Source organism: Mycobacterium sp. IDUB_39 (assembly GCF_055419205.1).
Genome location: NZ_JBVAXF010000001.1, coordinates 885,418 through 898,486 on the forward strand (window position 1 = coordinate 885,418; position 13,069 = coordinate 898,486).

Below are 13,069 nucleotides of genomic sequence, written 5' to 3' on the forward strand. Positions count from 1 at the left end.
AGACCAACGGTGGGTGTCTAATCGTGGTCGCTCGCCGCGACCAGCGCCCTACCCGCAGAAGATCAGGAAGCAGTTCCCGCCGCCACCCGAGCCGCCCGAACCACCAGGGCCCCGGGATCCACCCGAGTCACGGGATCCCGAACCGGAGTGTCCACCCGATCCCGATCCCGATCCCGATCCCGAACCCGGCCACTGCGGCCACTGCGGCTCCTGGGGTTGCTGCGTCTGCCGCGGGGGTTCCCAGGGCGGCTGCCATGGCGGCGTCTCGGGTTCCTGCGTCTGCTGCGGCGGCTGCCACGGCGGGCGCTGTGGCCAGTCGTCGTCATCGTTATAGGACGGACGCTCCGGCCGCTCCCATGGCGGACGCCACCTCGGCGGCTGCCAGACAGGCGGCTGCCAGATCGGCGCCGGAATGATGACGGGCGCCGGGATCACGGGTGCCGCCGGCGGGGGCGGCGGTGGGGCCGCGGGCGGCGGCGGAGCCTCGGGAACCGGGGCGGGTGCCTGCGGCTGCTCGACGTAGACGGTGCGCGGCGGGGCGGCCGGCGCCTGCTGCACCACGGGCACGGGCGCCTGGATCGTCTGGGCAGGCGGCGGCGCGGGCAGCGGTGCCGGTGCGGCCTCCTCGACCGGAGGCGCGGCGGGCGGCAGCGCGCTCGGGATGATCGCGGCCTGGCCGGGGTCGGGCCGCTGGTCGACGGTGGGGCGAATATTGACGGCCAGCGTGATCACCAGCGCGACGACACCGAACACGAAGATCGACGTCAACGCGCTGCCGACGAGCAGGAACGGCTTGCGTCCCTCCTCGGCGCGCGGCGCGTCGACGGGTTCGTACGCGTCGGCGTCGGGGTCACCGTCGAAATCGTCGTCGTATGCCGAGTAGGCCATCGCCGCCGCGGCGGCACCGTCGACCGGCGCCATCTGGGTGGCGGCGTTGGCGAGGGCGACGGGCTTGCCTGCCGTCGTCCCGTCGGGATCGAGTGAGTACGCCAGGCCCGCGGTGGTGGCGTCGAATATCGGGGCGTTGGCCGCGGCGAGGGCGGCGCCACGCGCGAGCGCGAGCCCGGACTCCTCGGGGGCGTTGACGGGAAGCGAGACGAGATCGGCCAGGTGCGCCTTGACCGAGGCGATGTCGACGCCCGCGCCGACAACGAACATGCCCTGGGGCGGCGCGCCCTGGGCCTCGACGGCCGAGACCATGTCGGTCAGCACCGCTAACGCGTCGGTGCTGTGCAGACTGCGGCTCAGGACCTTGACTATCGAACCGTCGTCGCTGCGCACCACCGACAGCGTGGCGGCGTCTCGGTCGATGAACAGCAGCGCGGTGCGCTCGTAGCCGACAGCGCGGCCAGCCGCTTGGGCCAGCGCACCGGCGGCGTGCAGTTCGGAGACCAACATGACGTCGGTGACGCCGCGGGCGGCCAGTCCGTCGCGTAGCGCCGCGGCCTCCGTGCGGTCATTCCACGTGACGCCGATCGCCTTGAGAACGTGCCCACCCTCGGTGGCGCTCTCCTGGGTTCCGAGCACCGCGGAGACCAACTGATCGGTCGCCGTCGAGGTTGCCGAGCCATCGCCACCAGATACTTCGAAGGTGTCGTGGTCGACGATTGCCCCGTCGCCCTTTTCGCCTTCGACCAGCACCATCCGGACCGTCTTAGGTGTCAACGACACACCCAGTACGATGTCCACTGACTCCTCCAAAATCTTTGCTACAGCGCATATATCGACTAGCCGCGTCAGTTCAACGCGAACCGCCGACTAGATGTTTCATCGGCGCGACCAGCGCAGTCGTTACACCTGATGCCATTAGCTGATGAACCCGCGCCGACGGCTCGGTTCGACCCTACCCGCGTCGTCGGCGGGTGGGTCAACTCAGTTCTCGTCGGCCGATTCAGTGGCGGTTTCGGGGCGCGTGGGGCGGGGCCCGAAGTCGCCGAAGGGTCCCGGGCGACGCGATGCGAGGTGGCCGTGCACGCCCTCGGCGTAGGCGGTCTCGGCGTGCTGGGTGAAATCGACGCCGGTGGTCTCGTCGTCGGCGCTGACCCGGAAGCCGATGACGCGATCGATCGCCTTGGCAATCAGATACGAGACGCCGAAAGCGTAGGCGGCGACCACGACGGCGCCAAGGGCCTGCTTGCCCAGCTGGGTGAATCCACCGCCGTAGAACAGGCCCTGCGGGCCGCCCGTCATGACCTCGGTGGCCAGCAGTCCGATGAGCAGCACGCCCACCACGCCGCCGACGAAGTGCACGCCCACCACGTCGAGGGAGTCGTCGTAGCCGAACCGGAACTTCAGGCCGATGGCGAACGAGCAGACGACGCCCGCAGCCAGCCCGACGATCACCGCACCCAGCGTGCTGACGGTTCCGCACGACGGCGTGATCGCGACCAGGCCGGCCACCACACCGGAGGCGGCGCCGAACGTGGTTGGTCTGCCGTCGCGGATCTGCTCGACCGACAGCCAGCCGAGCATGCCGAGGCAGCCCGCGACGAGCGTGTTGAGGAATATCGCGGCGGCGGTGCCGTTGGCGGCCAGGGCCGAGCCGGCGTTGAAGCCGAACCAGCCGAACCAGAGCAGGCCGACGCCGAGGAGCACGAACGGCAGGTTGTGCGGTCGCATCGCGTCGGTCTTGAAGCCGATGCGCGGGCCCAGCACCAAGGCAAGCGCCAATGCCGATGCACCGGAGACGATTTCGACGACCAGGCCGCCGGCGTAGTCGAGTGCGCCCAGCCGGAACAGCCAGCCACCGGGAGCCCAGACCCAGTGCGCGACGACGGCGTAGACCGCGACGGTCCAGATCGGCACGAACGCCACCCACGCCGCGAACTTGGCGCGATCGGCGATGGCGCCGCTGATCAACGCGGCGGTGATGATGGCGAACGTGAGCTGGAACGTCACGAACAACAACTCCGGTACCGATCCGTGCAGCGTGTCAGGGGCTATGCCCGCCAGACCCATGTGCTCGAGCGTGCCGATCAGGCCGCCGGCACCGTCACCGGTGAACGCCAGCGTGTAGCCGAAGAGCAGCCAGGCCACGGTGACCAGCGGGATCGAGATGAAGCTCATCATGATCATGTTGAGCACGCCGGTGGTGCGGACCATGCCGCCGTAGAAGATGGCCAGCCCGGGCGTCATGAGCAGGACCAGCGCCGTGGCCGTCAGAAGCCAGGCGGTGGCGGCGGGATCGAGTTCTTGCATCAGGCGAGAATGTCGGCCGCGCGTTTCACCCACACGGCGAACGTGTTTCCGAAATGTTTCGCGTTTCGGCGCGGTTACCGGCTGCTCACAGCGGGTTCAGATGGACCGACGGGGTCAGGACTGAACGAAGTTCTGATACGAGCGCGACGGCGTCGGGCCGCGCTGGCCCTGGTACTTCGATCCCGCCGCGCTGCTGCCGTACGGGTGTTCGGCGGGGCTGGTGAGCCGCAGCAGGCACAGCTGGCCGATCTTCATGCCCGGCCACAACGTGATTGGCAGGTTGGCGACGTTGGACAACTCGAGGGTGATGTGGCCGGAGAAGCCAGGGTCGATGAAGCCCGCCGTCGAGTGCGTCAGCAGACCCAGCCGGCCCAGCGAGGACTTGCCCTCGAGGCGGCCCGCGAGGTCATCGGGCAGCGAGCACCGCTCCAGCGTCGAGCCGAGCACGAACTCGCCGGGGTGCAGCACGAACGGCTCGCCCTCCTTGGGCTCGACCAGCGTGGTGAGGTCGTCCTGGCGCTTCGCGGGGTCGATGTGGGTGTAGCGGGTGTTGTTGAAGACCCGAAACAGGGTGTCGAGGCGGACGTCGACGCTGGAGGGCTGGATCAGGCCGTCCTGGAAGGGGTCGATCCCCAACCGCCCGGAGGCGATTTCGGCCCTGATGTCACGATCGGAGAGCAGCACCCGACGAGACTAACCGCTGGAACTACCGGCTCGACGGTTGCGCTCAGCCATTCTGAGCACCGGAATCAATGCCGTTCTTAAGGAATGCCGCTCGTTCTTGGTATATCTCTGTGCATTCACGTGCTCGGCCGGCGCCCCGTGAATTCGCGTGACAGCATCGGCCGATGGGGCGATTGGCACGGATCGGGGCCATCGCGGCTTCCGCGGCGGCAGCCACGGTGGGGGTGCAATGTTTCGCCATGCCCACGTCGGGCGCAGCGCCGTGCCCCGACGCCGAGGTCGTCTTCGCCCGTGGCACCACCGAACTGCCCGGTCCCGGCCCCACCGGCGAGGCATTCGTCGACGCGCTGCGCACTCGAGTCGGTGGAAAGTCGGTGGGGGTGTACGCCGTGGACTACCCCGCCACCATGGCCTTTTCGACCGCCGTCCAGGGCATCGCTGACGCGCGGTCCCACATCCTCGCCACCGCCGCCAACTGTCCCAAAAGCAAACTGGTGCTCGGCGGCTTCTCCCAGGGTGCGGCGGTGATGGGGTTCGTCACGGCAGGCGTTGTGCCCGAAGGTGTTTCGGCCTCGGATGTTCCTGCGCCGATGCCGCCCGAGGTAGCCGACCACGTCGCCGCCGTCACGCTGTTCGGCAAGCCCTCGACCCGCTTCATGAGTGCGATCAACGATCCGGACATCGTCGTCGGACCCAGATACGAAGCCAAGGCGATCGAGTTCTGCGTTGACAACGACCTGGTGTGCGACCCCCATGGCAGGAGTCTGTCCGCGCACAACCAATACGCAGACGCCGGCCTGGTGGACCAGGGCGCGGCGTTCGCGGCGCAGCGTCTGCAGGCGATGTGGGCCGCCGATGCGGCCGCCGAGACGGCGGAAGCGGCGCCGGACGCTTCCGGACCGGCCCCCACACAGTTGCAGCCCATCGGCCCACCGCCTGGTCCATCAACCGGCCCGCTTCCCGGTCCCGCACCGCTTACACCGCTCGCCACGTTGGCCTATCCGTCCTGATCCAGCCCATGGCCGCGTACCCCACCACCCGGGTGCTAGCCTTTCTGCTCACCAGCACCACTGGTAGCGCCGATGTAGTTCAATGGCAGAACATCAGCTTCCCAAGCTGAATACGCGGGTTCGATTCCCGTCATCGGCTCCACGATTCCGCTGTTCAGCGGGTGTTCGCTGAACCGAGAGCCAACACCTCGTCAAAACCTTCGTCGAGGCAATCGAGGAAGACCTCGAAGTCGGGGATCGCGCCGGTGTCCACATCGATGCCCAACGTGCACACGTCCACATAGGTGAGCAACGTGACGTTGACCGCCGCACCGATCGTCGGGCCGAAGGCGTACTGGGTCACCACACGGGCACCGCCGAGAGACACCGGGACGGGAAGCCCCGGGACGTCACTGCACAAGAAGTCGACGTGGCGCAGGATCGAGCCGATGTACCACCGCGGCATCACGTTCAAGGCTCCGGCAATCCATTGCGTGTACGGCAGCGATCTCTCATCACGCACGCTGCGGGTCCTCTTGTGGATCTGGCCGATCCGCTCCGCGGGATCAACGGTGCCGACCGGAATGTCGAACCGCATCAGCGTGATTCGGTTACCACCCAGCTCGTCGTCGTCGTCGCGCAAGCTGATCGGCATCGTCAGATGCAGGTCCCCCACCGTGGCGCCATGGCGTTCGTGGTACCGCCGCAGACCGCCGGCCACACCCGCGACGAACGCGTCGTTCAGCGCGCCGCCGCCACGGTGCGCGGCGGCCAGAAGCTGCGAAAACGGAACCTCGAGCACGCCGAGCCGACGGATCAGGCTGCGCTTGGCGATAAGCGTCGAGCCGGAGCGGTTCACCGGACGTACAGTGCGGTAGACCGACGCTGCTATCTCCGCGGCCGACGACACGGCGTCGACCGGCCGCAGAATCGCCTCGGATACCAATTTGGGCGCCAACTTCAGGGCGCCCGCCACCGCGCCGCTGATCAAGCTGGCGTCGTATCGCGCAGTGTCACGGTAGCCGCGCAGCCACGGCGGCAATGTGGCCTCTGGCGCGGGCGCAGTACCGTGCCGAGCGGGCATCTCCGACAGTTCGAAGAGGATCATCCCGATTCGGACACCTCCGATGCCGTCGGTCAGCGCATGGTGAAATTTGAGCAACAGGGCGGCGCGGTCGTTTTCGAGGCCATCGATCAGCGTCGCCGTCCAGAGCGGGCGGGCCCGGTCGAAGTCCTCCATCGCAGCGAGCCGCGCCAGCTCGAGCACTGTGTCGATCGTGCCCGGCGTTGGTGCGATCAGTCTGCGCATGTGAAAGTCGAGGTCGAAGTCGGGGGCGTCCTCCCACCTCGGCGGTGCTGGCGGCGGAGAGGGGACCACCCTTTGTCGCACCATCGGCACGGTGCGCGAGATGACGTCGAACCGTTCGCGCACTTGCGCCCAGTCCGGTGAGCGGTCGAGCAGGATCACCGTGACCACCGTTGAGCGCAGTCGCGGATCACTTTCCATGCCCCACGTGAAGGCGTCGCTGTTGCTCATGAACTTGGTCATCGTCGTTCACCCGACCGAATCGAAGCGGCGCGCCACCTCACTCGTAGAGGCGCTCGATGACATCGGCGGACTCTTTGAGGATCACGTTGCGTTTTGCCTTCAGGCTGGGCGTGAGATCGCCTGCTGCAATGGACAATTCGCGGTCAAGAATAGCGAACTTCCCGATTCTCTCCCAGCGGTTCAATTGCTCGTTGAGCGTGGTGACGTATCCACCAATCAACTTCCGCGTCGACTCGTGACGGGCGACCTCGACGAAGGACTTGCCCGCCAGCTCGTTGGCGGCTGCCCAGCCCATGATCGCGTCGGCATCCAGGCCGACCAGTGCCACGCAATGAGGACGCGCCGCACCCACCACGATCATCTCGCTCGCGTACGGACAGATCGCCTTGAAGGCCGCAGAGATCGCCGACGGCGCCACGTACTTTCCCTGCGACGTCTTGAACAGGTCCTTCTTTCGGTCGGTGATACGCAGGAATCCGTCGTCGTCGATCGAGCCGATATCCCCCGTGTAGAGCCAGCCATCCCGATCGAGCGCCTCGGCGGTGGCCTCGGGGAGGTCGTGATAGCCGGTCATGACACCCGGGCTCCTCAAGAGGATCTCGCCGTCTTCAGCGATCTTGACCTCGGTTCCGAGGAAGGGAAGCCCGACCGTTCCGAATCGGTAAGCGTTGGGGCGGTTGATGAATGACGCTGCGGCCGTTTCCGTGAGGCCGTAGCCCTCGAGCATGGGGATGCCGATGGCATCGAACCACTGCGCGATGTCGTGATTCAGTGGCGCTGCTGCCGAGACGAAGAACCTCAGTCGACCGCCGAAGCGCTTCCGGATCGTCGAGAACACCAGCCTGTCGGCGATCCCGTGCTGAAGCGACAGCAGTCGTGAGGGCTTTCTGCCGGCTTCCCTTGCCTCCGACGCCCTGATCCCCACGCCGATCGCCCAGTCGAAGACACCCTTCTTCAGGCGCCCCTCATCGGCCATCAAGGCTTGGATACGGGCGTACGCCTTCTCGAAGATGCGTGGCGCGGCCGCCATGAACGTCGGATGCACGACCGCCAGGTTGTCGACGATCCGGTCGACCCGACCATCGATCGCCGTCGGATAGCCGATGATCAGCGGCAGCGCGAGCATCACCTTGCCGAATGCATGCGCAAACGGCAGCCACAGGTAGTTGAGGTCGTCGGGTCCAAGGATGTGGACCGCGTCGATGGCCGCGGCGGTGTAGGTCCACGCCCGGTGCGGAAGCCGCACACCCTTCGGCCGTCCGGTGGTACCGGAGGTGTAGATGATGCTGGCCAGGCTGTCTGGGTGGATCGCAGCAACGCGCTTCTCGATGACGTCCGGAGACTCGATCAGAAGCTGCTGGCCAAGGATCTCGAGTTGGCCCAAGGTGATCACGAAGTCGCTGTCGCCCACCCCGTCGATGATCACGACGTGCTCCACCTCAGGTAGGTCGGCGCGGTGCGCGAGCACCTTGTCCAGCTGTGCCTGATCTTCGGCGAACACGACACGGCTGCCCGAGTTCGCGATGATGAATGCGATGTCTCTGGCATTCGTCGTCGGGTACAGAGTGGTGGTGGCGGCCCCGGCGCACAGCACCGAGAAGTCGATCAGGGCCCACTCATAGCGCGTCGAGGAGGCCAGCGCGACACGCTGCTCGGGTTCGATGCCCAGCGCGACCAAACCCGCCGCCAGGCGAATGGCGCGGTCGCCGACCTGCTGCCACGTGACGCTCTGCCAGCCGCCGTCGTCGGGAAACCGGAACGCCTCTGCGCTCGGCGTCGCGGCAACGCGGTCCAGGAACAAGCGCGCGACCGACGGCACCCGTTCGGCGACCCAGCCGAGGTCGTCGGCATATCCACCCTGACCGGAGGGTGAGATCCCGCGTTCACCAAGCATGATTCCCGTGGCCCGTCTGGTGTCGTGCTCCATTACGACCTCCTCCGTGGGATGCGTCGCCATCACGATCGATTCACGGCGACGATCGAACTTCCATCGTGCGAGCGTTCACTCAGGATGGGAATGGCCACTCGGTCCCTTCCGCGAGGGCCGAACGGCCCTATTCGCCGCGGGGCCGCTGGCCCCGCTGCGACGCCGACGTGGCCCTCGGTCAATTGACCCGCCCGTCAGCATTGACGGCGTCGCCGAACGCTGCAACCATGATTTGTCGGCATATGCCCACCTGAGGGGGTAGCACGTGACCACCAAGGACAAGTACACCGAGGTGCCCGAGCCGTACTCGTGGGAGGTCGCCAGCGCCGGCGACGCGCGCTTCACGTGGGAGTACGACGAGGGGCGTGCCCGGCTCCTTTCCCTGTATCAAAAGGGAAAGGACAAGCAGTGGGATGCCCAGTCGCGCATCGACTGGTCGCAAGACGTCGACCCGACGAACCCGATCGGACTGCCCGATGAGTTCGTCCCACTCTTCGGCAGCCCGGCATGGGAGGCAGCCGACAAAAAGGGTCGAGACGAGATGCGACAGCACTTCCAGGCCTGGCAGTTCTCGCAGTTCCTGCATGGCGAGCAGGGAGCGATGGTGTGCGCGGCCAAGATCGTCGAGGTCGTCCCGGACCTGGACGCGAAGTTCTACGCGGCCACCCAGACCATGGACGAAGCCCGGCACGTCGAGACGTTCTCACGGTTCCTGCAGGAGAAGGTCGAGCTGGTCTACCCGATCAACACGCACCTGACCGCGCTGCTGGAGGACACCCTGCGCGACTCCCGCTGGGACATGCCCTACCTCGGCATGCAGGTCCTCATCGAAGGCCTCGCACTCGCCGCCTTCGGGGTGCTGCGGGACATGGCGCCGCCCGAGTCGCTCGCCAAGCAGCTGCTGGCCTACGTCATGCAGGACGAGGCCCGGCACGTCGCCTTCGGCCGGATCTCGTTGAAGGACTACTACTCTGCGCTGACCGACACCGAGCGGGACGAGCGGGAGGAGTTCGTCGTGGACGCCTGCTACCTGATGCGCGACCGTTTCCGCGGCGAGGAGGTGTTCGAGACCCTCGGTCTCAACGTCAAAGAGTGTGCCGAGTGGGTCGACACGTCGCCGCTGATGATCCAGTTCCGCTCGCACTTGTTCAGCCGCATCGTGCCGATCGTCAAGGACATCGGGTTGTGGGGCGACAAGGTACAGAAGGCGTTCTCGGACATGGGTGTCCTCGACATGGGCGGATTCGACATCGAGGCGCTGATGAAGGCTGATGAGGATCAGGCCGACGACCTGGACAAGGCACACGCCGAGATGGCCGACCGGGCCCTCGAGGTGGACCAGGTGATCGCAGCAGGCGCGAGCTAACTCATTCGGCTCAGAGCTCGACGGACCACGGCGTCACCGGCAGCTGATGGTTCAGGTGCGGGGGCGGGCCGAAGAACAGCATGTGGACGAACTGCCCGATCGGACGGACCACATCGTTGACCACGAAATCATAGACACTCCACACGAATCCCCTGAATCCACCCGGCACCGTCTGGACCGAGTAGTTGGCCGAGGCCGCCGTACCGATGAGGGAATTCCCCGCGGCATCGCTCACCCCGGCCCCGGTGCCGTTGAGGGTGATCATGTTGGTCGAGTCTCGGACGTAGGACTTCGGGGTGAACGTCGCGGTGTAGGTGAGGCCGCCGTCGGCGGTCGACAATGCTGACAGCCTCCCGTTGGCGACGGTCACGTCGCCGATGTCGAATCCAGTCACCTTCTCGGAGAACGTGAACGTCACCGTGGTGCTCTGGCCGCGCTTCAGCGCCGTGTTCGCCATGGTGATCGTTGCCGTGGGCGCCTGGGTGTCCTCGACCGCGTAGTTGTTCGAGTCCACGATGCCGACGCCCGCATTACCGGCCGCGTCGGTGACCCCGGTCATGGCCACGGAGATCACGTTGGTCGCATCGGTGACGTTGGTGTCCGAGGTGAAGGTCGCCGTCCATGTCACACCGCCGTCGATGCTGGACACCGTCGACAGCGTCCCGTTCGCGACCGTGATGTCAGAGTTGTTGAACCCTGTCACCGCCTTGGAGAACGTGAACGTCACGGTCGTGGACTGACCGTCCCGCAACACCGTGTCCGCCACGCTGATCGTCGCCGTGGGCCGCTGGGTGTCAATGCCAAAGTTGTTCGAATTCGACACTCCCACACCAGCGTTGCCCGACAGGTCGGTGAAGCCCGCGTTGTTGAGCGTGATCACGTTCGTGGTGTCCGTGATACCGACCGTCGGGGTGAACACCGCTGTCCACGTCATGCCACCGTCACTGCTCGACACTGCTGACAGCGTCCCATTCGGAATAACGACGTCTGCATTGGTGAACCCGGACACCGCCTCGGAGAAGGTGAAGGTCACCAGCGTGTTCTCACCGACGCGCAACGACGAATCGCTGATCACGATCGTCACCGTGGGCCGCTGGGTGTCAATGCCAAAGTTGTTCGAATTCGACACTCCCACACCAGCGTTGCCCTCCGAGTTGACGACGCCGGCCAGGTCGAGAGTGATCACGTTGGATGTATCGGTGACGTTCATGTTCGGCGTGAGCATCGCCGTCCAAGTGATGCCGCCGTCGGCGCTCGACACTGCTGACAGCGTCCCGTTCGAGACCGTGACGTCAGCGTTGGTGAACCCGATCACCGGCTCGGAGAACGAGAACGTCACGATCGTGACTTCGCCGAGCCGCAATGACGAGTCCGCCACGGTGACAGTCGCGGTCGGCAACACACCGTTGACTGCCACATTCGAGTTGGCGCCCAGTGATTTAGCGACAGATGATGCTGCGGCAAGCAATTCGGCGGCGGGTGAGGTCGCGGCGGGTGACGGTATCACTGCGGGCACCACCTCCGCGGTGGAATCGGTGTCGCGGCGGGCCGCACCGAGCATCTGCACGACTGACGCCATCCCTGCCGGATTCGCCGGTGAGTTCGGCTTGGTCGGCGGCGCCGTCGCCTCGATGATGGTTGTCGCACTCGGCTCAACCGGCAGAGCGGAAACCGGCTCAGGCTCAGTGGTTTCGATGGTTGTGTCGGTCAGGCCAGCGGGAGCTTGGGCGCTCTCAGCGGCAGAGCCGGCGGCCGGCGCAGCGTCTGCACGGGCGTCGGTTTGCGAACTGCTGCGGGTCTGGGCGTCTTCTGAGGTGTCTGACTGGTCAGAGTCCGACCGGTCGGTTGCCGATGACGAACCCGGTCGCCGGCTGGGCCCGGCGGTGCTCTCGGATTCCGCGTCCGCGGACTCCGCGGACTTTACGCCGGAGGCCTGGCTCGACACTCGGGGCAGCTTCGGTGACCTCTTGGTCGCCGGGCTGTGGTCGTTGCTCTTGGGGTCGGCGGGTCCCGCCGAGGTGTTGGCGTCGGTGCCACCGGAAATGGGGGCGGTCAAGCCGGAGTCTGAAGTACTCGAGGCGCTCGACGATGCGCCACCGTCGGAATCGGAGTCCCCGGTGTCAGCGGCGGCCACGCCACTGGCCATCGCGACGCCGACTCCGGCGGCAATCGCCAATCCGCTGACCTTCGCTACGTATTTGACGCGGTCCATCGACAGAACTCCTCCGACGCAGTGAGATTGATGGAACGCGTACTGACGCGGAAGGCACCGCCGAATTCCCAGGCAAATGGTAGCCCGTAATTAACGTTTGCGTCACAAATTGATATCAACCCCGCAGCGCGGGTGGAATTTGGAAATGTCCGCGGGCAGCTGCTTAATGCGCGGGTCCAATTCCCATCGTCGGCCCCAACGTCCAGCCGACATCACCCGGTTCGCGGGTGAACCAGTTCGATCAGCCCTGGAAGACCCTGATCCAGTCGATCAGCATCTCAGCCGGGTAGTTACCCCCCGCGGGCTCACGGCCACCCGAGCCGCCGACCGCGATGTTGAACACCGGCACCATGGTGTAGCCCGGGTCATTGAACGGCCAGTCCTGCAACGAATTCGCCGGAACCGTGAAGAACGGTTCCATGCCGGGGGCGTAGTCCTTCCAGAAGTACATCCCCTGCGGCGTCCACGACATCCGCCAGGTGTGCCACGCGCTGTCGATGGGGTGCCGGTCGGTGGCGAACGACTCTCCGTCCAGCCGGGCGTGCACCGTGGTGCCCGATGGCCAGTCTCGGTTGCCGTACCACTCCACCAGGTCAACCTCGCCACCGCGGACGGGATCGTCGTTGAGTAGCCAGAACGCCGGCCAGGCTCCGTCGGTCAGGCAGTTGAGCTTGACGCGCGCCTCCCAGGTGGTGCCTATGCCGCCCCGCCACAGTCCGACGACCTTGGCGCTGGCGTACTTCTCCTGGATCGTGGTGCCCGGCCCCCGCGTCGCGCGGATGACCAGGTTGCCGTTGCCGTCCTGGAACGCGTGTTCCTGATCGGTCACGTACCGCCCCATGTTGAACGGCTTGTCCCACTCATTCGGGTTCTTGATGGTCTCGCGCGCGGGCACGAGGTGCCACCACGCGGGATCCGGCGGCGACCCGGCCGGACCGTTGAACTCATCCTGGAACAAAAACGCCGGGGCTACGTCAGCCACCGGCGGTGTCGGCACCCCGGGCACCGGCGCGACAGGCTCGGCGCTGGCCACCCCGGCGGGCAACGCTGCCGCTGCCGCCCCCAGACCCATCATGAACATCACTTTGCGGCGATCCATCTCAGGCACAGCCACACGATAAAGGGCGGGCGGGGGATATTGCGC

At 66.3% G+C, this 13,069-nt stretch carries 9 protein-coding genes and 1 tRNA gene; 3 read left to right on the forward strand and 7 right to left on the reverse strand.

The window, feature by feature from the left end; translation table 11 throughout:
• Positions 1–48: 48 nt before the first annotated feature.
• The 3 genes from ACZY0X_RS04235 to dcd all read right to left on the reverse strand — a co-directional run bounded on the left by ACZY0X_RS04235 (position 49) and on the right by dcd (position 3,882).
• Positions 49–1,689, reverse strand: coding sequence for a DUF7159 family protein (locus tag ACZY0X_RS04235; protein WP_463768327.1), 1,641 nt, complete (start codon positions 1,687–1,689; stop codon positions 49–51).
• Between the two features lie 183 nt (positions 1,690–1,872).
• On the reverse strand, positions 1,873–3,198 hold the full coding sequence (locus tag ACZY0X_RS04240; RefSeq protein WP_463768328.1) for an ammonium transporter: 1,326 nt from the start codon (positions 3,196–3,198) through the stop codon (positions 1,873–1,875).
• A gap of 114 nt (positions 3,199–3,312) precedes the next feature.
• Positions 3,313–3,882 carry a dCTP deaminase gene (gene dcd, locus ACZY0X_RS04245; RefSeq protein WP_463768330.1) on the reverse strand — a complete coding sequence of 190 codons (570 nt, stop codon included), beginning with the start codon at positions 3,880–3,882 and terminating at the stop codon, positions 3,313–3,315.
• A gap of 164 nt (positions 3,883–4,046) precedes the next feature.
• On the opposite strand from dcd, the gene ACZY0X_RS04250 reads away from it, so the two are divergent.
• A complete protein-coding gene (locus tag ACZY0X_RS04250; RefSeq protein WP_463768331.1) occupies positions 4,047–4,892 on the forward strand; it encodes a cutinase family protein in 846 nt (281 codons plus the stop codon).
• A 68-nt stretch (positions 4,893–4,960) separates the two neighbouring features.
• Positions 4,961–5,034, forward strand: a tRNA-Gly gene (locus tag ACZY0X_RS04255).
• 12 nt (positions 5,035–5,046) lie between these two features.
• On the opposite strand, the gene ACZY0X_RS04260 is transcribed toward ACZY0X_RS04255, so the two are convergent.
• Positions 5,047–6,420, reverse strand: a complete 1,374-nt coding sequence (locus tag ACZY0X_RS04260; protein ID WP_463768332.1) for a wax ester/triacylglycerol synthase domain-containing protein — start codon at positions 6,418–6,420, stop codon at positions 5,047–5,049.
• A gap of 37 nt (positions 6,421–6,457) precedes the next feature.
• Complete coding sequence (locus ACZY0X_RS04265; RefSeq protein ID WP_463768333.1) at positions 6,458–8,347, reverse strand: AMP-dependent synthetase/ligase; 1,890 nt, start codon at positions 8,345–8,347, stop codon at positions 6,458–6,460.
• 265 nt (positions 8,348–8,612) lie between these two features.
• Between ACZY0X_RS04265 and ACZY0X_RS04270 the strand changes: the two genes are divergently transcribed.
• Positions 8,613–9,713: a ferritin-like domain-containing protein gene (locus ACZY0X_RS04270; RefSeq protein WP_463768335.1), complete on the forward strand. Its 1,101-nt coding sequence runs from the start codon at positions 8,613–8,615 to the stop codon at positions 9,711–9,713.
• Between the two features lie 10 nt (positions 9,714–9,723).
• Here ACZY0X_RS04270 and ACZY0X_RS04275 read toward each other — a convergent pair whose 3' ends face one another.
• Entirely contained in the window at positions 9,724–11,925 is a 2,202-nt protein-coding gene (locus ACZY0X_RS04275; protein ID WP_463768336.1) for an Ig-like domain-containing protein, read from the reverse strand.
• Positions 11,926–12,166: 241 nt separating this feature from the next.
• Complete coding sequence (locus ACZY0X_RS04280) at positions 12,167–13,024, reverse strand: glycoside hydrolase family 16 protein (RefSeq protein ID WP_241405881.1); 858 nt, start codon at positions 13,022–13,024, stop codon at positions 12,167–12,169.
• Positions 13,025–13,069: the final 45 nt, after the last annotated feature.

Coding starts and splice junctions, on each gene's coding strand:
- ACZY0X_RS04280 (WP_241405881.1), bottom strand. CDS start 13,024: ATGGATCGCCGCAAAGTGATGTTCATGATGGGTCTGGGGGCGGCAGCG.
- ACZY0X_RS04240 (WP_463768328.1), bottom strand. CDS start 3,198: ATGCAAGAACTCGATCCCGCCGCCACCGCCTGGCTTCTGACGGCCACG.
- ACZY0X_RS04265 (WP_463768333.1), bottom strand. CDS start 8,347: ATGGAGCACGACACCAGACGGGCCACGGGAATCATGCTTGGTGAACGC.
- ACZY0X_RS04275 (WP_463768336.1), bottom strand. CDS start 11,925: ATGGACCGCGTCAAATACGTAGCGAAGGTCAGCGGATTGGCGATTGCC.
- ACZY0X_RS04250 (WP_463768331.1), top strand. CDS start 4,047: ATGGGGCGATTGGCACGGATCGGGGCCATCGCGGCTTCCGCGGCGGCA.
- ACZY0X_RS04260 (WP_463768332.1), bottom strand. CDS start 6,420: ATGACCAAGTTCATGAGCAACAGCGACGCCTTCACGTGGGGCATGGAA.